Source organism: Endozoicomonas sp. ALD040 (assembly GCF_049275945.1).
Taxonomy (GTDB): domain Bacteria; phylum Pseudomonadota; class Gammaproteobacteria; order Pseudomonadales; family Endozoicomonadaceae; genus Endozoicomonas_A.
In genome coordinates, this window is sequence record NZ_CP184829.1 from 3,049,773 (window position 1) to 3,068,364 (window position 18,592).

Consider the following 18,592-nt stretch of genomic DNA (forward strand, 5'->3'; position numbering starts at 1 on the left):
GAATGTAGACACGGCCCTGAGTAGTTCTTGACTATTTTGACGAAATCGATTGCCATAAAAAAAAGTGAGGATTGAGAGTCCAATGAATCAGTTAGAGCAACTCAAGGGAATGACGAAAGTAGTGGCAGACACCGGCGATATCGAAGCCATTCGTCGATATCAGCCTGTAGATGCTACAACCAATCCATCCCTCATTCTGAAAGCGGCTGAACTTCCTGCTTATGAGCCACTTTTCAATAGTGCTCTGGAGTATGGCAAATCCAAAACTGATGATGGAGTGGCGCAGGTCAGGCATGCCTGTGATTGGCTGGCCGTAGCGATTGGTAAGGAAGTCCAGCAGGTCGTACCGGGTGTTGTCTCAACAGAAGTCGATGCTCGTTTATCATTTGATAAGGATGCCACCATTGGCAAGGCTCGGGAGCTGGTTGCCCTTTACCGCGAGCAGGGCGCGGACCCTGAACGTCTGCTCATCAAGATTGCTTCTACCTGGGAAGGCATTGAAGCTGCGAAGGTTCTGGAGCAGGAAGGCATCCGTTGCAATTTGACCCTGTTGTTCAATTTTGCCCAGGCTCAGGCTTGTGCTGAAGCTGGTGTATTCCTGATTTCTCCATTCGTTGGCCGTATTCTTGACTGGTACAAAAAAGCTGAAGGTCGTGACTTTGAAGCGGCTGAGGATCCGGGTGTGGTTTCTGTGACCCGCATATACAACTACTACAAGCAGCATGGCTACAATACTGTGGTCATGGGTGCCAGCTTCCGTAACACAGCTGAGATTATTGAGTTGGCGGGTTGTGATTGTCTGACGATCGGCCCGGGTCTGCTGGATGATCTGGAGAAGACAGAAGCGACGGTTGTTCGGAAGCTGTCTCCGGAGAGTGCCACATCCAGTCATGAAAAAGTGGTACTGAACGAACAGGCTTTCCGCTGGGCAATGAATGAAGATGCGATGGCCACAGAAAAACTCGCCGAAGGCATTCGTAATTTTGCCAGAGATCAGGTGAAGTTGGAGAGCCTGATCGAATCCAGACTGTGATTTTTTTCCCAAAACAACACGACATCAGACCCTGAAGCAGATACAGAAACGCCCGGTATCTGCTTTTCATCAGAACTTTTATCTGCCGACTGCGGCCATGGTAATTCTCGAAATACAGGTGAGCCGCCCCTGTTCATTTTCGATCCTGATTTCCCAGACCTGTGTGCTTTTGCCAATGTGAACGGCTCTGGCGGTACCAGTCACCCGTCCGGAAGTGACTGACTTAAGATGATTGGCATTGATCTCAAGGCCGACACAGTATTGATCTTTTGCGCAGCAGAGGTTGGCTGCAATGCTGCCAAGGGTCTCAGCCAGAACCATCGATGCGCCACCGTGTAAAAATCCAAGGGGCTGTTTGGTTCTCTCGTCTACCGGCATGGTGCCACGAAGAAAGTCGTCGCCTATTTCTACTATATTGATACCCACATGACTGCACATACTGCCTTCACATCTCTGATTCAGGCTTTCTGGAGTAGCTTGGGTCTTCCATATCGACATGGCAGGCACCTTTCATGTTATGTATCACACACCTTTTTTGCTCTTCAAGGTGTATGAGCAGTCAATTTCACTGGAGGAATTGCTATGAAAACCGGGGCATCTTTTTATTCTCTGGACAATCATTCGATACCAGGAAGCATAATCTTCTGTCTATCGGTGGTTTCCATTCTGCTGGTGTTTTGCTCTGTCGAAGTAGAAGCGGCTCCGAGCAAAGCGCCCGTGAATATGGAAGAAGCATACAGTCAGCTGGAGCAAAAACTCAATCTCACGGATGAACAAAAGCCCAATGTAAAGGCCATCCTGAAGGAGAGTAGGGAGAATGTGAAAAAGATTCAGGCCACCGATCAGGACCGGCTTGCAAAAGCCAGGGCTCTCAAGGCAAACAGGGATGAAACCAATAAGAGACTGGCGACGGTACTCAACGATCAGCAGATGCAAACCTATCGAGAGTCACGCAAGGAACTACGGGATAAACTGAAAGAATATCGGGATATGAAAAAGTCTGAGTAGCCCCCTGATATCGCTCAGTGCTATTGCGATATATGATCTCTGATGGGCTGTCCGGTTATCCTTTTTTGTCGAGTGGATAAACAGTCAGGGCTGCTCTAAGGATAAACGTCAGGAGTCACCCGAACGCCTGATGTCAGGATCAGATCCGGATAAGGCGCATTGTTGAAGACCAGCTCGATAAAGAAGGCAGTCCACCCATTCTCGGGCGTTGCAGGGTAAAACTGATAAGTCCAGGGCATTGAGACGACAGGTTCTATACGGGTTGCCTGATAGCGGATACCTGCCTGTTGCAGTACATCTTTTCGGAAGTCTCTGGCCTCAGGGTTATGGCAAACCCAGGCACGGGCTAATTTAGGTTCAAGGCTGGTTCTGATTTCCAAACCACCTTCATCCAGCAGTTGCCAGTTCATGGCGGGCATATCCTGCTCCGAGATCAGCGCACCAAAGACAGAAGCCATGATCTCATCGGTGTTTACGTCACTGTCCCGGCCCAGGTAATGGCTGGCATTCGGTAAATACCTCAGCCAGGTTAATTCGGATAACTTCGGGTAATAGAAACGGGCAGAGTCTGGTGGAAAGAACTCGTCGCAACTGGCGTTGACAATAAATGCAGGCAGATGAAGCTGACTTCTGTAGACAAAGGGGTCAATATCATTGAGCAATTGCTGCATACCCTTGGATTCCAGGCTTGACAGAATGTCATGATCACTGTCTGCATAATCGCTGATAGCGCTGGCAAAGCCGCCATAAACATTCAGATGATGATTCATGCAGGCTTGTACGTTCAATGTATCGATCACCATTGGAATAAGAGCCATGACCCTTTGGTCAGCGGCTGCCGTTAACCATGAAATCCAGCCCCGTTTGGAAGCCCCGGCGATAATGAAGTCATTTATTCGGGAGCATTTTTTTTCACTGATCTCTTCACTGAACTCGCACAAAGCATCCATGGCCCGGATAACACTTTTCACCATGGGCCATTGAATGGGCATAAGACCATTGTGTTCAGGATCTTCCAGAAAGGCTTGCCAGGAAAAAGCAACAAGATCATCTTCCGACCTGGGAACACCATCCCGAAAGGTCAAAGGCTGGTTGGGAACATCTTTGAGAACGGCTACCGGGGCTTTGGTGAGTTGGCATAAATGTGCGCCATCGACATTATGCGAGGGAGTGAGTTCAAGGGATGGATCGTGCCTTGATCCACCATTAATCATTAACAGACAGGGACTCTCTGAACCTCCTTCAGGCCAGTAAAGTGTGAGGCGGTGTTGCCATTCCGGCTGAAGGAGGCCAAACCCTGAGCCTTCCTGCCAAGTCTGGGAAATCAGTTCTAAATGGCTAACGGAGACGACCGGAAACTCTTCGCAATGAGAAGTTTCAAGGCAGCGCCAGCTGAAGCTTTCGTCTTTTCTATTCAGGTAGTCCAGAAATATAGGGTTCAATGCCAGACCTCATAGTTACTCAAGTTCCTTTAAGTTTCATCGGCGGTTCTGGAGTGAATAACAGCCGGGAGTCACTTTGCAGTCAGTCTATCGTGTCTGGGAAAAAAACGTTCGATCTGGCGAACTTTTTTTATCGGTTCAGGGTCGAAGAGAGCAGTACTCTTTTTATTAATTGGGTACAGATTCTGGTTAAAGCGAAAAAATCGACTAAACCTTATCTTGCCTGGTCATGAAGTTTCTGGAGTCTCATGTGCTGATTGTTGCCGAAACACCCCGACTGATCCTGCGAACCTGGCAAGAAGCTGACTTAAAGCCGTATGCCGATATCATTGGAGCAGTTCACCAAGAACTGCATTACAGTATTCACTCCCCCGCCAGCGAAGCAGAAACCGATCTCTGGCGTTTTCAGATCGAACTTGACCATAAAGGCTGGTCTCGTTGGGCAGTTGTTCTAAAAGAGAGTAACAGGCTGATTGGCAACTGTGGATTTTCGGCCTATGGCGATACCATAGAGATGAGCTGGCGGTTCAGTCAGGAGTATCGCGGTCGTGGGCTGGTCATCGAAGCGGCTGAAGCTGTGACCGATCTGGGGTTCAAAAGATTGGGCTTCAAGGAAATCATCTCTTTTGCTTCACCCCAAAACGAGTTTGCCCTTGATGTGATCGAGTCACTGGGTATGAGTCTGGCCGGTTATGAGGGATGGTGTAATTTAACGGTTGCCCGGTTTTCTCTGAGTTCGGCAGAAGCTCTCAGTCACTCTCATTAGTCTGGATAGACCATCAAAAAAGTAAACAAACTTCCTCTAAAGCGATACCTTTTCCGTGCGATCATTTAGCTTGAGAATAATGACGGGATTGCATTTTATGGTCTATCGATTTGTACACTTTTCTGATCCCCAGTTGGTTCCGGCGGGCATGTTGAATTACGACATTGACCCACAGGCAAGGTTGAAAAACTGTGTCGATACACTTGTGCAGCAAGTGCCGGAATCCAGCGCCTGCATTATTACCGGTGACCTGACACACTGGGGCGAGAAAGAGGCTTATAGAGCCCTGAAAGAAGAGTTGGACAGGTTGCCTTTTCCGGTTTACTGCCTGATGGGCAATCATGATCACAGGCAGAATTTTCTGGATGTTTTTTCGAGTCACCCAAGGCAGCAGGAAGGTTTTATCCAGTTTAAGCTCGAAACAGAAGGGGTCAACCTGATCTGTTTGGATACTCTGGATGACAGAAAGCGCAGCGGGATTCTTTGTGAGCAAAGACTGGCATGGCTTAGAGATGAACTGAAGGCATCAGACAAACCGGTTTGCCTGTTTATGCACCATCCTCCTTTTGAAACGGGGTTGGCGAGTATGGACAGGGACAATCTGATCAACTCAGCAGCACTCTGGTCAGCGATCAAGCCCCATAAGGAACGGATCAGGCATTTGTTCCTGGGGCATTTGCACCGCTCTGTTTCAGGCAGTTGGCAGGGGATCAGCTTTTCATGCCCACCTTCACTGGTACACCAGACACCTTTTGATTTTGATAACCCCAGGCCAGACTCTGTTTCGCCGGAGCCTCCGGTTTATAATCTGGTGGATATTCACCCGGACAGAGTGGTTGTCCACACTCACAATTTTTTGCATGATTTTCCGGCTATTAACAGCAGAACCTGTCAACGTTACCAAAGGCCTGTGGATCCCGAATCATGAACTTTAATGAACCTGCACTGCTGAAAAGCTGGGAAGAACGTTTTGTCGAATACCTGCAAGACAGGGACTGCGATGATGCCTCGCACGACATTTCCCATTTTCAGCGGGTCTGGAAAACCGCTCAACAATTGATGGATGAGGGGCGTTTTGACATTAACCGGCTGGTGGTTCTTGCTGCCTGTTATTTTCACGACATTGTGATGTTGCCAAAAAACCATCCGGAGCGCTCCAGGGCTTCCACCCTGGCGGCTGAAAAGACCCAAGTCTGCCTGAAATCTCTGGCCTTTCCAGAAGAGCTGACGGCTGCCGTGTGTCATGCAGTAAAAACTCACAGTTATTCCGCTAATATCACTCCTGAAACTCTGGAAGCTGAAGTGGTTCAGGATGCTGACAGGATGGAAGCTTTGGGCGCGATTGGTATTGCCCGCTGTTTTTATACGGGCGGCAAGCTGGGCCAGAAACTGTTCGATCCCGAAGATCCCATGGGGAAAAACAGGGCGCTGAACGATCGTCAATACTCGCTGGACCATTTTGAAATCAAGCTTTTACAGATTCAAAAGACCATGAAAACAGAGCCCGGGCGTAAAATGGCGGCACGTCACAGTGATTTTTTGCAGACCTTCAGAACCCAGCTGTGTAAGGAGCTTTCAGGCGACTACAGCTGAATAAACCCTTGGTTTTTTTGTGTCTTTATACTATTAACCTTTTAGAAATCTACTTATACTTTCCGGCAATCTTGTCGGAGCGCCACAGGCTGAGACCGAATTGCTGTTTTTCGGAATCCGTAGAACCTGCTCAGGTTAACACCTGCGAAGGGAACAAGATGGCCTATCCGGCAAGCTATATCGAAACCGTCATGAACTCAACGTGAAGGATACAGAAACGATGGCTTGCGAGAAAAATGCGTCCGGGTTTGACCGGCAGTTGCTAATGGACGCCTGTCGCCCTTTTCCCAACTCTCAAAAAACCTATGTAACAGGCAGTCGCGAAGACATTCGTGTGGGTATGAGGGAAGTTCGCCTGCACGATACCCCCGAACGTTTTGGTGGCGGCAAGAATGAACCGGTGCGTATTTATGACACTTCGGGCAGTTACACAGAGACCGGCGTTCCTCATGATTTGAATCAGGGCCTGCCTGGTTTGCGCTCACAGTGGATTGAAGAGAGAGCGGATACTGAGCTGCTCGACGATCGCTCCTCGGAATTTGCCCGCTCCCGTCAGTTCGACCTGCGCTTGCAAGATATTCGCTTCAAAGCACTGAGAACGCCACGCAGGGCCAGGGCTGGCCAAAATGTCTCCCAGCTGCATTACGCCAGAAAGGGGATAATTACTCCGGAAATGGAGTTTATTGCGATTCGCGAGAGTATGGGGCGCACTGATGGCTCCCATATCACCCCGGAGTTTGTCAGAAAAGAAGTCGCTGAAGGGCGTGCCATTATCCCGGCCAACATTAATCACCCTGAGTCCGAGCCCATGATCATCGGGCGTAACTTTCTGGTGAAGATCAATGCCAATATTGGCAATTCTGCGGTGACCTCTTCCATTGAAGAAGAAGTTGAAAAGATGCTCTGGTCGGTTCGCTGGGGTGGCGATACGGTGATGGACCTATCCACAGGCAAGAACATCCATGAAACCCGTGAATGGATTATCAGGAACTCGCCTGTGCCTATCGGTACTGTGCCTATCTATCAGGCTCTGGAAAAGGTCAGGGGCAAGGTGAAAGACCTGAGCTGGGAGGTCATGAAAGACACCATTATTGAGCAGGCAGAGCAGGGTGTGGATTACATGACGATCCATGCCGGTGTTCTCAGGGAACATGTTGCTAAAACCAGAAACAGGGTAACAGGCATTGTTTCCCGGGGTGGGGGTATTCTGGGCCAGTGGGCAGAGATGCATGATGCTGAGAATTTCCTCTACGACAATTTTCGGGAGCTGTGTCAGATCTGTCAGGCGTATGATATCAGCCTGTCTCTGGGGGATGGATTGCGTCCCGGCTCTATCGCCGATGCCAACGATGAAGCGCAATTTGGCGAACTGAAAACCCTTGGGGAACTGACAAAGATTGCCTGGGAATACGATGTTCAGGTCATGATAGAAGGACCGGGTCATGTACCCATGCACCTCATTAAGGAAAACATGGAGATGCAACTGGAGCATTGTCATGAAGCGCCTTTCTATACCCTTGGACCTCTGACTACCGATGTGGCACCCGGCTATGACCATATTACTTCGGGCATTGGTGCTGCCATGATTGGCTGGTATGGCTGCGCCATGCTCTGTTATGTCACACCCAAAGAGCATCTGGGCCTGCCTGACAGAGATGATGTAAAAGCCGGTCTGATTGCTTATAAAATTGCCGCTCATGCTGCTGATTTGGCCAAAGGTCATCCCGCTGCCCAGGTTCGGGATAATGCCCTGTCCAAGGCGCGCTTCGAATTCCGCTGGCTGGATCAGTTTAACCTGGCTCTGGACCCTGATACGGCCAAAGCCTATCACGATCAGACATTACCTCAGGAAGGTGCGAAAGAGTCTGAGTTCTGTTCCATGTGCGGACCCGATTTCTGCCCTATGCGCATGACCCAGGACGTCCGTGAACTGGAAGAAACTGCCTGAAAATAAACTTCGGGAGTCAGTCCTCTGGCTGACTCTCTGTCGCCTGTCGAATAAGTGACGTAACCACAGCTTGCTAAGCTTTTGGGAATGCTTAGCTATGCCAATGACAAGGAGGTCATAGTGGTTCCGTTTTCTCCCCTATCATTTCTTGATTTCTATAAATCCAATAAAGACGTTCAAGGCAAATACCCCATTCTTGATAATGGTCGCTTGTCATCGGAAAAAGTCGGCTGGGTTCTGGGGCCGTCCGATAAGTACAATGCCTTTTGTCGCTCCGTAAGCATTTATTACCAGCGACACAATGAGCTTATGGATAAACCGGAGCTAGTGGGCGTTAGTCGTGAAGTACGGACGGCCACCGGGGCCAGAACCCCGCTGTTAAAAAGAGATGTATCCATCACAGATCCGGCTACGCCAAGAAAGGCCAGTGTCTGGAATGATGAATGTGTAGCCTTAAACCAGGCCAGTCTGACCGTTCTGCATGAGGCTGAGGTTGAGCTGGTTCAGCTACTCCTGAAAAAAGCACCAGACAATGAAATAGTGGCAGCCGTCGAAAACCTGATCTCAAAGTTCTGTTTGACCACTAAAGCCCGAGACAAAGATGACTGGGAATCTCATTTAAAGGACTTTATGGAATCCGAGAAAGTCGATATCCGGATTCAATGTGCGAAACATCGGGCTCCTGATGAAGAGAAGCCTTATAGGGTTACATTACTTCAATCAACAACGGATACAACTCGCAAAAATGTGTTCACTTCCCGGCATACTGGCGATCTGGACCAATATTTTTACGTCATGGATCAGGCTATTGATTATTTCAAGACAAACCCTCCCAGAGAGCTTCGATGTACCAGACGGGAGCGGGCGAATGCCCGCCGTAGTGATGCACTTGATACTCAGCGCCTGTCTGCGATTACTCCGCCGCAAATCAGAGAGAAGCTGGTTCACAGGGCATGTCAGATATTTGTGGATATTCTCGGAGACAGACAATACAGTTTGACCGTTCAGGATATGAAACAGGCTTATCGGGATAAAGTGATGACCGATGAAATGGTCAATGCCTGCCTGGATAATATGAAATTTAATGATCCTCTGCTCAACGAATTGGGGCGCACGGTTAATGAGGGTAAGTTCCTGTACGGCGTTCTCCCCGCAGAAGATGTTCAGGCAGCTTCAGAGGCTGCTTCAAAGACCGTAGAGGACGACAACGCAATACCTGTGTTTACCAGCCTTGAGAAATTCTATAGCTACCTGAGACAGTCTTCTGCAAAGCCCCATGACATCAGTGACGAGCTGGACGACGATTATAGGCAAATGGGTTTTAGCCCATTGGGCGAGGAGTTTGTTGGCCCTCAGCAACCAGCAACTAGGGAACAGCTGGAAGCCTTTAAAAAAGCCAGGGCATTCAACCCGGATATAAAGGATGCAGACCTTGCAGTGGCTATTCATCTTTTAAATACCGATGAGAGGCTGGCCCGGGGAGTTTTGAACAGAAGCCCTCGTCAGCAGGACTACATCCGTGAGTTTTCCGGGAAAATTGTGGTAACAGCCAAAAAGGTGATTGCAACAACGGATGGAGCGTCTGTTGTTCCGCAGACAGTCACGATACCGCCTCCTGTTTCTGAAAAACAGCCAGAAGCTTCTGCTGCGAATACTATGCCCTCTGAGCAGTCTTCATGGCAGTTGCCGGAAATGGACGACGCTCAACAACAATTCCTGACCATGAAAGCTCAGTGGGATCGTATACAGCCATCCGGCCAGCAACCCGACCGGGTTGTCAGTGGCCGGTTTAATCAGCATAGGGTTCATGCAGTTTCTTTTGAGGATGCTGTGCGTGATCTGGAAAAAGAGCGTCGACAGATGCTCATTAATGTCCAACCGAATACGGAGGCAGAAGCATTTAACCAGATTAAGGAAGATATTGACCGTGGTTATAACCGTTCCAAAATTGATCTTGAATACCAGTACGGACGGATTGATAAGGATGAAGCCACACGACAGATAACGGCTGGAACTTTTGGCGCTGATAGAGTCAATCGCCTCGCCGATCTGGATAAATTGACAATCCACAGGCAGACCCTGATTTCAGCCGATGAAGAAGTTGAATTTGAACTCCTCAATAACGTTGTATCCGAACTCTATAAGAGACAGGCAGCGGGTAATTCAAATTGTCAGGGCTTTGCCAACTCTCTGGAGCATTTTGCCAGAGGCAAGGGGTATAACCAGGTCCATGCCATTTCAACGCCAATAGAGATTCCTTTTGATAACAGTGAGACGACGCCTATTGTGGGTTGGGCCCAGATCGACGGTATTGAAGAAAAACAGCATCACCATCAATTTCAGAATCATGTCGGTGAGTTTTTCGAAGCCATCAAAAAAGGTCAGCAGAGACAGCCCGGTGCCGCCAAAAGGCCATTAGCCGAGGCGTTTGATAGTGACCGGTATGTTGTCCTGAAATCAGGCGAAAGCGGTGGTGCCGGTCATTACACCTTTCTGCAAAGACTGAAGTCATCCGGGCGATTTATCGTAGTGGACGCGCAAAACCGACAGATGTTCCCTGTGCTTAATCCCGATGGAACACCGACGGATGAAGCCAGAGATTACTTCAACACTGTCTCCGTCCAGGCGTACTCTCCAGAGTTTGTCACTGATGAGCAATATGACAGGGAGATTGACAGCACCAACCTCTGTCTGGCCAGTGATCGAAATTATGGCCATCTGATAGGCGTGTTTGAGCAGCTGGATAAGGTACCTGAACAGTGGCAGGTCAGCATTGAAGCAGCTGCTGACTGGTTATCCAGCCATGTCAATGGGGCGCCTGCCAGGGTTGAAATTATCAAAGGTCTGGAGAGAGCTCCGGGACGTGAGCTGTGGCCTTCTTTGTGGGATGGCACCTACCAGCTGAGAAGACCCGCTGAAGTCGAACCTTTGAAGCATCGTTTTGATGCCTTCGATCCAAACAAAGGGCGAGAGTCGTGCCGTGATCTGATAAAGAATCTGGTGCTTCTGTCACCTGAGCAAAGAAGCAGTCGTCGTACGGCTTATGAGGCATTTCAACAGCTCAGAGGCAGATATATACAGATTGATCAGGCAATGAGGGATGTTCAGGAAACCAACTTTAATGCAGCTTTTCCAACGGAACGGGAGTGGAATGAGTATTGTGGTCCCGATGTCGATATGAGGCTACAGGCTAATATCGACAAGGCTGAGCAACAGGTGATTAATGCTCAACCGATAAGTAAGTCGACTGCAATGAAACAACTAATGGACGACTTATGGAAGTTATCTCCCGCAGCATCACAAAGTCGAAAGCAGGCTGCTGAGGAATTGGTCCAGATTCGACCTGAACTCCAATTGAGTCCAGCGGAGGTAGAAGCGAATCTATCCAGATGTTTCTCTGAAGCGGGTTGGGATTTCCTCTGGGGGGGATTGAACCTCAAACGCAGCCAGCTGATCTCTCTGCAGATGAAAATGGACCAGGCGCAAGTTTCCAGAGCAGAAGACATGAAAGCATTGATGCATGAGATGTTGAGGCTTTCTGATCCTGCTGCCAATAACATAGAGCTTGCTTCGCAGGAACTGGCTCAGATACGACCCGATTTAGGTCTTGATCCTCTGGAGATTGAAAGAAACCTGAAACAGGTATTCCCAGATAATGACTGGAAAACAGAAAACCGCGCGCTCAGGGGGAGGGCCAAAGAAGTCAAAGATGATATCAAGCTGAATTTGATGGGCCGGGGACGTCAGGTCATGACCTGGGGGCAGAATGAGCTTCCAGCTGCTCAGGCAGTCACGGTTCCACCTGGCGAGGTCACAGTACCTGAAGCAGCGAGTGCTTTACCAGAAGCTCTGAAAGTCCGTGAGTCAGTTAGAGTGCCGAAATCACAAGACATCAGGGAAGTGCTGGCACATATCAAGCCCGGTGAACCGGTCCTGGTCTGTTTCGATTTGGATGAGACGCTGATCGCCAAAGATTTAGTGGCCGAGGGTCGTCAAGAGAGACGTCTGGTCAATCCTGATACGGCCAAAATCATTCAGGATATCCGAACAAAGGCGGGTCCGGGCAATGCCAGAATTATTCTGCTTACTGCCAATGACGAAGACTCTTTGAGAAAAAAAATTGAGGAAACACAACTCGATAGAAATCTGTTTGATGATGCAATCTCGATCAAAATCCAAACGGGGCCACTGAAAACCAAGGAGCAGGGCTTGCATCACTACCTCGACAAATCCGGGCATCCGGCACAACACATCGTCATGGTGGACGACTTGCAGGACATGCTGAAGTCTGTTGAAAAAGCCGCTGATGACCGAGGCATACCCTATACGACATTCCACTTCTATGGCGCTAAACCGATGATTTACAGGGTCGACTTTGCTGCCGACCGGGAAATGTTCACGTCTGGAGATGGAAGAGGTCCTGATATCAGTTTTGAGCGATTTATCGAGCTGCAGGAGCTAGCTGATGATAACGGTTGGAATTCTGGTGATTTGACAGCGATCTATATCAACGAATCGCCTTCAATGAGAGATATGATTGATGGGCAGAGAGAGTTCAACCCTAGTTTTGATTGGCGAGACTATAAATTACCAACAGGCTATCAGCCTCCTGCGCATTTGGGGAAACCTGTGATTAACTATCAATAATCAGATTATCCGGGACCAGGTTTGGATAAGAGACTCAGTCTGGGCCTTGTTGCCCAGATTAATTCTCAAGCCTGTTTTACCACTTTCATCGGCCTTCGGTCGAACCAGTATATGGTGAGACCGGAGGTATTTTTCGATCTCATCCGGGTTGTTCGGGAATGTCCAGATAAAGTTGGCGACACTGGGCCAGTAATCAATTCCTTTGCTGTTCAGAAAATCTTCAAACATGGGTTTGGAGACTTCCATCACTTCTTTAACATACTGTTCGGTATAGCCAGGGTTGGAAAGCGCTGCATCTATCGCAACCACTGCCAGCTGATTAACGTCGTACGGGCCGCGAACATTCAGCAGTGCTCGTATATTCTCACTATTACTGATGACATAACCAAGTCGAACAGAAGGTAAGCCCCAGGTTTTTGAGAAGGTGCGGGTAATCAGCAGATTGGGGTATTGTTCAACGACATCTGCCACTGTTTTCTGCGTGTATTCAAAATAACATTCATCCACAAGAATAGCGGCGTTGGGGGCAGCGGCGGCAATTTCAAGAATGTCTTCCCTGGCCACAATAGTGCCGCTTGGGTTGTTGGGATTGGAAATCACTATAAGCCGGGTTTTATCGGAAATAGCATCAAGCACAGCCTGTCTGGGGAAACCATTGTCTCTGGAATATGAGGGCTCAATAATGTTGAGGTTTTCTACCCTGGCCACCTGCTGATACATGGCGAATGAGGGGCGGGGAATAATGGCTTCTTCACCTTCACGGCAGGCTGAGCGGATGATCAGTTCGATACCCTGGTCGGAGCCGTTGGTGATCATCAGCTGATCAGTATCAACATGGCAGTATCTGGCAATCTTTGCAGCAATGTTCCCATAGGATGGGTAGCACTGCAGGCGATCAGCCCGAATGAAATCAATCATGGCCTCTTTCACTGAAGGGCAGACGGGCAGGGTACGTTCATTAAAGTCCAGCAACAGATGGTCATGAGGGTCCCGGCCTTCCAGAGGGGGGGTGTAGGCTCCCATTTGGACAATGTGGGATTTGAAAATACTCATGACGAAGGTTCCTGCCTGTTCTTTCAGGGCGCAAGTATATGCAGAGCGTGTCTGGCAAGCCAAGGAAAATAATGCGAGTAGCTGGATGCAGGCCGAATAACATGAGTTTGCTGTTTGTTTTCTGGAAGGTCGGATCAAGCCAAAAGATCAACCATGACAGAGGCTTAATTGGCCAGATGGCTTTCCAAAAACATCATTGCAGTATTATGCCCTGAAGAACGGCGGTTAGTAATGCGATTAGCGAAAGGGCTGTGAGTGTCGAAGAATTACCCATTTCGGTGTTACTTTTTATTCTGGTTACCGGGCTGGGTTCTTCACAGTATTCTGTTGTAGTGGCCTCTGTTGTATTGACTGCTGTTGTATTGACTGCTGTTGTATTGACTGCTGTTGTGATGACAACTGTTGTAATCGTTTCAGTTGTGCTGGCTTGAGTTGTAGGCGCTCTTACACCATCGACCCTGTATATCGCGACCTCTGTTCTACCGACTGACAGCCATTTACCGTCGGGGCTGAATGCAAGAGCGTGTGCCGGGAGCGGTGACTTTATGTACGGCAGAGTGTCGGTGAACACTTTGGATAACGGTGTGATTTTATAAATACTCACATATCCATTTATATGCCCAACCAGCAGTTGGGTACCTTTTCGGTTGAAGGCAATGCTCGATACTCGTCTCGGTGCGGTAAAGGTTTGCAGAGGAGCGTCAGGGTCCGTCCCGTTAAAAAACTTGATCCCTCTTCGGTCATCCGCATATACCAGCAGAGTGCCGTCGGGGTTGTAGGCAAGAGTCGATATCCGGGCGCCTGGAATAAAGACTTCTTTCAGGAGGCTATATGGGCTGGTCCCGTTGTAAATTCTTACCCTATTGTTATGCTCGCCGACTGCCAGCTGGCCGTTGATGGGGTGGAAGTCAACGTTTTGTATCTTGGCTCGTGCATCGGACAGGGTTTTCACGAGGGTGAACAGATTTCTCCTGTTTTTAACATAGAGCCAGACATCATTATCTTCCCCCCCTGCTGCCAGCAAGGTGCCGTTGGAGTTAATGGCAACAGTTTCTATATCTCTATGCCCATCGGTCAGGCGTTGCAGGCGTGTGAACGGGCTCACTCCTTCAAAAACATTGACCGTATCATCATCCCCTCCGGTTACCAGCTGAGTGCCGTCGGGACTGAAAGTAACGCTTCCTATAAAGTCTGTTGCGTGCACGAAACGCAGGAGCCTGGGGTATCCTGAACTCATATCAAAGATTTGCAGGCTTCCTGAAAGACCGCAGGAGCTAGTGCCGGAACGTACTCCCACAGCCATGAGCGTACTGTTTTTATTCCATGCAATACTCAAAGCCCTGTGGGGTCCACAAGGTGTCGGCGTGGTGGCAGTGGGCGTTGAAGTGGGTATTGCCTGTGGCTGGTTCGGACCTATGTCAATTACATAGAATAATTGAGGAGGTATTTCTCCTGGCCCAATTGAGCGCGGATTTTGAGCCTGTATGCAGCTTACCGGAAGTGAGATAATCAGACTTGCAATAGCCAGATGCTTCCCAAAGTTCATTACCTTCCTCCAGAACTCCAGCTTTGAATAATTCGGACAGTTTCCTCAACCGGTGTGGCCATGACAGAAAACAGTGAAAATAGAGAGACGAGGCTGCTTCAGAAGCGGGCAGCGCTTCCGGGCTTCTGGAAGAAAAAACTGCTGTTCATTCAGGATTGGAACAAAGAGTATCTGGGTTGATCGTTTACGATTGAGTATAAGCGTCTGTATGAAAGAACACCAAAAACATCTCTGTAATATCATTTCCTGAAGAACCGCTGAGAATAATGTGACTGGTAAGAGGTTTGCGGGAATCGTAGCGTAATGCACTTCTGTAACAGCTTTTGTGGGGCTCGTCTTATGAGTGGGAATTTTTCATCATCTTTAATGACGCTTCTTATGGAATCTGTTGAGACAGACTGAATGTCTGAATGATTTGAGCAGCAGGAATGAAGCGCATATTATTTGCTCTCAGTTGTTGGGAGTGGTTGATGGATAAATTACTGGGCTTGTTGGCAGACGGGCAGTTTCATTCCGGTGAAGATCTGGGTGAGCAGCTTGGGATCAGTCGGGCCGCTGTCTGGAAAAAACTGAAAGCGATTGAAGAGCTTGGCCTGGCAGTGGATTCTGTGCGAGGTAAAGGTTACCGCCTCGGCAGTGGTATTGAGCTTCTTGATAATAAAAAGATTCAGAGCAATATAGATGTAGACGTTCGAAATAAATCTGAAGTCCATACCTGCTTTATTACGGAATCAACCAATGATCTTGTTCGTAACCTGGGCTCGGTTCCTGCCGGAGTCACCCGTTTTTGTCTGGCAGAGTATCAAGCAAGAGGGCGAGGGCGACGGGGTCGGGTATGGAGCAGTCCTTTTGGGTCAACAATAAGCTTGTCTGCCCTTTGGCAGAGTGGTGAGGGAACGGCTTCGCTGGAAGGGCTCAGTCTTGCGGTAGGTCTGGCCGTTGTAAAAGCACTGGAAACATTGGGAGCCAGAGAATTAAAGCTTAAATGGCCCAATGACGTTCTCTGGCAGGGTAAAAAACTCTGTGGTGTGTTACTGGAAGTCCATGGAGATCCCACGGGTGAGTGTGATGTGGTGATCGGAATAGGGATTAATGTCCGTTTAAGTGATGGGCAGCTGGAGTCCGTGAGTCAGCCGGCTGTTGATCTTTTCCGGGTATGTGGCAAGACGGTGAGCCGAAATGCGGTCGCAGGGCAGTTAATCAATACCCTGACTCATTTGCTCGATGGATTTGGACAAGGTGGCTTTAGACTGTTCAGGGAGCAATGGTGCGAATACGATGCCTATCGTGGCAAGGAAGTTACGTTAATGGCTTCTAACCGATCCGTAACAGGGCGTTATATGGGAGTGGATGATCAGGGGGGGCTGCTGCTCGAGACAGTTTCTGGTCTTCATATTTTTAATGGTGGAGAAGTGTCATTACGTCAATCATGAACGAGCTCATCGATAGACAGTTGCAGCTGGATGCCGGAAATACCCGGCTTAAATGGCGTCTGATGGTCGGTGGTGCTTCCGCTCAATCGGGCTTCATTCATAATGATGCTGACTGGCAGATTATCTTGTCCCTGCTTCTGGAAGAGTTGGGAACTCTTGACTCCATTTCTATTTCAACAGTCTCAGGGAACGCAAGATTAGAGCAGTTAGTGCGCATTTTGTCAGAAGCTACCGGCGTGGAGCCATTTATTGCTAAAACCCGAAAAAGCTTTGCTGGTCTTACAGTTATCTATAAAGAAGTAGAAAGGTTGGGTGTAGATAGGTGGCTGGCCATGCTGGCGGCACATGCTCATTCTCTGCACAATACTAAAATCGTTGTCAGTTGTGGTACAGCTATTACAGTGGATGTGATTGATGGTCACGGAAACCATCAGGGAGGATTCATTGTTCCGGGTATCCGCTTGATGAAAAAAGCTCTGGCCGTCAATACGGCCAATCTCGATAACATTGAGCATCCTGCAGAAGCAACAGCATTGGGAACCGTCACTTCAGAATGTATTAACCATGGTGTTCTGGCTATGGCAGTATCTTTCATTCATGAGACCTGTCTTAAATGGCCGGGCGCCCGTTTGTTTCTGACCGGCGGCGATGCTTCTTTGTTGCAAACTCACATAAAGGAAGAAATAGAGCAGGTGCTGATTGAAGAGCTGGTTCTGGATGGACTCTCGATTGCCTTTGAAAGACAATAATGTTTTTTAATCACCCAGATTTAAAATTAATGGGAAGTCATACTGTTTATAAAAGCTGTTTATAGAAGCTATTTACAGAGTTTAACTTCCAAAATTCGGTTTTTAGTATGCGCTGGATCGTCCTGGTACTTCTCTTTGCCAATGCCGGCTATTTTGTCTGGGGCTATTATCATCAGTCCCATAAGCCCTACCGGGCTGTAAACGTAGGTGCCGAAGTTTCTGTGCAGGCAGGTAAAAGATTGATGCTGCTCTCTGAGGTAGCATCAGAACTCCCTGTGCAAACGCGGGAGAAAAAAACGACAAAGAAAGTCGCTGAAGCCCAGTGTCTTGTAGTTGGGCCTTTTGAATCCTCTGCAAAAGCAGACCATCTGCAGCAGAAACTCTTTTCTCTGGGTATTTCGAGCAGGGAGCGTTCTGACAACGAGGCAGTACTTGCTGACTACTGGGTGCATATTCCTCCCCGAAGTAATCGGCAGTCGGCAATAAGGTTGTTAAGAGAGTTGCAGGGGCAGGGAATAGACAGTTTTGTGATTACCCAGGGTGAGCTGGCTAATGGCATATCTCTGGGGTTATTCAGCAAGGAAATTTCGGCGAATGAAGTCAGTCGTCGTGTACAAGAGGCGGGTTATGAACCCGCTATTAAAAAGCTACCCCGTGAGCCTGAAACATTCTGGCTGGAGATGACAGATTCAGAAGCAAAGAAGTTAAGCGTCGGTTTCTGGGAGAGGCAGGCTGACGAATACAATGATCTGAAAATGCTGGAAAAAAACTGCAAAAGCGTTGCATCCGACGATTCGATTCACTAATATACGCCTGCGCTTCAGGGCGGCTAGAGAAGACAAGCTTTCTGCATAGTTGGCAGGGAACGGGCTTGACATTGAAATGCTCCTGAATAGAATGGCGCAGCACTTGGTGGGGTTCCCGAGCGGCCAAAGGGATCAGACTGTAAATCTGACGCGAAAGCTTCGCTGGTTCGAATCCAGCCCCCACCACCAGATTTCTAAGTCTTCTTTCTTGTAAGTTGGCTTGATAAGTGGGCATACTGCATGATGTAGGTCCTGCTTTGCGGGTATAGTTCAATGGTAGAACCTCAGCCTTCCAAGCTGATGATGCGGGTTCGATCCCCGCTACCCGCTCCATTAATTCTGATTTAAGTGCTCTTGTAGCTCAGTTGGTAGAGCGCACCCTTGGTAAGGGTGAGGTCGGCAGTTCAAATCTGCTCAAGAGCTCCATATGGTGTAAAGGGGGGTGGATTCCTCCTGTTGGTTGCCTCTGTTTATGGGGTTTAAAAAAGAATAAGACTTTTCAGCTTGATTGGGGTCGATTATAATTGATCGGTCCTTGTATCGGGGTAGGTATCACAAGACTGCTCAA

General features: G+C 48.7%; 15 protein-coding genes, 3 tRNA genes and 1 riboswitch. Of the genes, 14 read left to right on the top strand and 4 right to left on the bottom strand.

All coding sequences use genetic code 11. The annotated features are described in order from the left end of the window. Positions 1–82: 82 nt before the first annotated feature. Positions 83–1,033 (top strand): transaldolase, encoded by a 951-nt coding sequence (tal, locus tag ACOJUN_RS10860; protein WP_422136647.1) that lies wholly within the window; start codon positions 83–85, stop codon positions 1,031–1,033. Between the two features lie 78 nt (positions 1,034–1,111). Here the strand turns inward: tal and ACOJUN_RS10865 are convergent, their stop codons facing one another. Continuing rightward, entirely contained in the window at positions 1,112–1,531 is a 420-nt protein-coding gene (locus tag ACOJUN_RS10865; protein WP_422136648.1) for a hotdog fold thioesterase, read from the bottom strand. A gap of 84 nt (positions 1,532–1,615) precedes the next feature. Between ACOJUN_RS10865 and ACOJUN_RS10870 the strand changes: the two genes are divergently transcribed. Beyond that, a complete protein-coding gene (locus tag ACOJUN_RS10870) occupies positions 1,616–2,041 on the top strand; it encodes a hypothetical protein (protein WP_422136649.1) in 426 nt (141 codons plus the stop codon). Positions 2,042–2,136: 95 nt separating this feature from the next. Here ACOJUN_RS10870 and ACOJUN_RS10875 read toward each other — a convergent pair whose 3' ends face one another. Then, a complete protein-coding gene (locus ACOJUN_RS10875) occupies positions 2,137–3,483 on the bottom strand; it encodes a PhoPQ-activated protein PqaA family protein (protein WP_422136650.1) in 1,347 nt (448 codons plus the stop codon). A 250-nt stretch (positions 3,484–3,733) separates the two neighbouring features. Between ACOJUN_RS10875 and ACOJUN_RS10880 the strand changes: the two genes are divergently transcribed. The 5 genes from ACOJUN_RS10880 (at position 3,734) to ACOJUN_RS10900 (ending at position 12,437) form a co-directional block, all read left to right on the top strand. Further along, positions 3,734–4,249: a GNAT family N-acetyltransferase gene (locus ACOJUN_RS10880; RefSeq protein WP_422136651.1), complete on the top strand. Its 516-nt coding sequence runs from the start codon at positions 3,734–3,736 to the stop codon at positions 4,247–4,249. A gap of 97 nt (positions 4,250–4,346) precedes the next feature. After that, positions 4,347–5,177: a phosphodiesterase gene (locus tag ACOJUN_RS10885; RefSeq protein WP_422136652.1), complete on the top strand. Its 831-nt coding sequence runs from the start codon at positions 4,347–4,349 to the stop codon at positions 5,175–5,177. Beyond that, on the top strand, positions 5,174–5,842 hold the full coding sequence (locus ACOJUN_RS10890) for a phosphohydrolase (RefSeq protein WP_422136653.1): 669 nt from the start codon (positions 5,174–5,176) through the stop codon (positions 5,840–5,842). The genes ACOJUN_RS10885 and ACOJUN_RS10890 overlap by 4 nt, the downstream gene beginning before the upstream one ends. Before the next feature lie 65 nt (positions 5,843–5,907). Further along, positions 5,908–6,012: riboswitch (TPP riboswitch) on the top strand. 50 nt (positions 6,013–6,062) lie between these two features. Then, positions 6,063–7,790 (top strand): phosphomethylpyrimidine synthase ThiC, encoded by a 1,728-nt coding sequence (gene thiC, locus ACOJUN_RS10895; RefSeq protein ID WP_422136654.1) that lies wholly within the window; start codon positions 6,063–6,065, stop codon positions 7,788–7,790. A gap of 87 nt (positions 7,791–7,877) precedes the next feature. Beyond that, complete coding sequence (locus ACOJUN_RS10900) at positions 7,878–12,437, top strand: HAD family hydrolase (RefSeq protein WP_422136655.1); 4,560 nt, start codon at positions 7,878–7,880, stop codon at positions 12,435–12,437. Here ACOJUN_RS10900 and ACOJUN_RS10905 read toward each other — a convergent pair whose 3' ends face one another. Both ACOJUN_RS10905 and ACOJUN_RS10910 read right to left on the bottom strand, forming a co-directional pair. Next, on the bottom strand, positions 12,438–13,490 hold the full coding sequence (locus tag ACOJUN_RS10905) for a pyridoxal phosphate-dependent aminotransferase (RefSeq protein ID WP_422136656.1): 1,053 nt from the start codon (positions 13,488–13,490) through the stop codon (positions 12,438–12,440). A 193-nt stretch (positions 13,491–13,683) separates the two neighbouring features. Beyond that, a complete protein-coding gene (locus ACOJUN_RS10910) occupies positions 13,684–14,727 on the bottom strand; it encodes a WD40 repeat domain-containing protein (RefSeq protein WP_422136657.1) in 1,044 nt (347 codons plus the stop codon). A 40-nt stretch (positions 14,728–14,767) separates the two neighbouring features. Between ACOJUN_RS10910 and ACOJUN_RS10915 the strand changes: the two genes are divergently transcribed. The 7 genes from ACOJUN_RS10915 to ACOJUN_RS10945 all read left to right on the top strand — a co-directional run bounded on the left by ACOJUN_RS10915 (position 14,768) and on the right by ACOJUN_RS10945 (position 18,450). Next, the gene (locus ACOJUN_RS10915) at positions 14,768–14,920 is read left to right on the top strand and encodes a hypothetical protein (protein WP_422136658.1); all 153 of its coding nucleotides are present in this window, start codon (positions 14,768–14,770) and stop codon (positions 14,918–14,920) included. Between the two features lie 586 nt (positions 14,921–15,506). Beyond that, on the top strand, positions 15,507–16,469 hold the full coding sequence (gene birA / locus ACOJUN_RS10920; RefSeq protein ID WP_422136659.1) for a bifunctional biotin--[acetyl-CoA-carboxylase] ligase/biotin operon repressor BirA: 963 nt from the start codon (positions 15,507–15,509) through the stop codon (positions 16,467–16,469). Continuing rightward, the gene (locus tag ACOJUN_RS10925) at positions 16,466–17,218 is read left to right on the top strand and encodes a type III pantothenate kinase (protein ID WP_422136660.1); all 753 of its coding nucleotides are present in this window, start codon (positions 16,466–16,468) and stop codon (positions 17,216–17,218) included. Before birA ends, ACOJUN_RS10925 begins: the two co-directional genes overlap by 4 nt. Before the next feature lie 107 nt (positions 17,219–17,325). Then, positions 17,326–18,024: an SPOR domain-containing protein gene (locus tag ACOJUN_RS10930; RefSeq protein WP_422136661.1), complete on the top strand. Its 699-nt coding sequence runs from the start codon at positions 17,326–17,328 to the stop codon at positions 18,022–18,024. Positions 18,025–18,129: 105 nt separating this feature from the next. Then, positions 18,130–18,213: transfer RNA gene (locus ACOJUN_RS10935), tRNA-Tyr, on the top strand. A gap of 70 nt (positions 18,214–18,283) precedes the next feature. After that, positions 18,284–18,357: transfer RNA gene (locus tag ACOJUN_RS10940), tRNA-Gly, on the top strand. Positions 18,358–18,374: 17 nt separating this feature from the next. Continuing rightward, positions 18,375–18,450: transfer RNA gene (locus tag ACOJUN_RS10945), tRNA-Thr, on the top strand. Positions 18,451–18,592: the final 142 nt, after the last annotated feature.

Bases quoted from the DNA above. Each gene is read 5' to 3' on its own strand.
- tal (WP_422136647.1), top strand. From the start codon at position 83: ATGAATCAGTTAGAGCAACTCAAGGGAATGACGAAAGTAGTGGCAGAC.
- ACOJUN_RS10865 (WP_422136648.1), bottom strand. From the start codon at position 1,531: ATGTCGATATGGAAGACCCAAGCTACTCCAGAAAGCCTGAATCAGAGA.
- ACOJUN_RS10870 (WP_422136649.1), top strand. From the start codon at position 1,616: ATGAAAACCGGGGCATCTTTTTATTCTCTGGACAATCATTCGATACCA.
- ACOJUN_RS10885 (WP_422136652.1), top strand. From the start codon at position 4,347: ATGGTCTATCGATTTGTACACTTTTCTGATCCCCAGTTGGTTCCGGCG.
- ACOJUN_RS10890 (WP_422136653.1), top strand. From the start codon at position 5,174: ATGAACTTTAATGAACCTGCACTGCTGAAAAGCTGGGAAGAACGTTTT.
- thiC (WP_422136654.1), top strand. From the start codon at position 6,063: ATGGCTTGCGAGAAAAATGCGTCCGGGTTTGACCGGCAGTTGCTAATG.
- ACOJUN_RS10900 (WP_422136655.1), top strand. From the start codon at position 7,878: ATGCTTAGCTATGCCAATGACAAGGAGGTCATAGTGGTTCCGTTTTCT.
- ACOJUN_RS10905 (WP_422136656.1), bottom strand. From the start codon at position 13,490: ATGAGTATTTTCAAATCCCACATTGTCCAAATGGGAGCCTACACCCCC.
- ACOJUN_RS10910 (WP_422136657.1), bottom strand. From the start codon at position 14,727: ATGAGTTCAGGATACCCCAGGCTCCTGCGTTTCGTGCACGCAACAGAC.
- birA (WP_422136659.1), top strand. From the start codon at position 15,507: ATGGATAAATTACTGGGCTTGTTGGCAGACGGGCAGTTTCATTCCGGT.
- ACOJUN_RS10925 (WP_422136660.1), top strand. From the start codon at position 16,466: ATGAACGAGCTCATCGATAGACAGTTGCAGCTGGATGCCGGAAATACC.
- ACOJUN_RS10930 (WP_422136661.1), top strand. From the start codon at position 17,326: ATGCGCTGGATCGTCCTGGTACTTCTCTTTGCCAATGCCGGCTATTTT.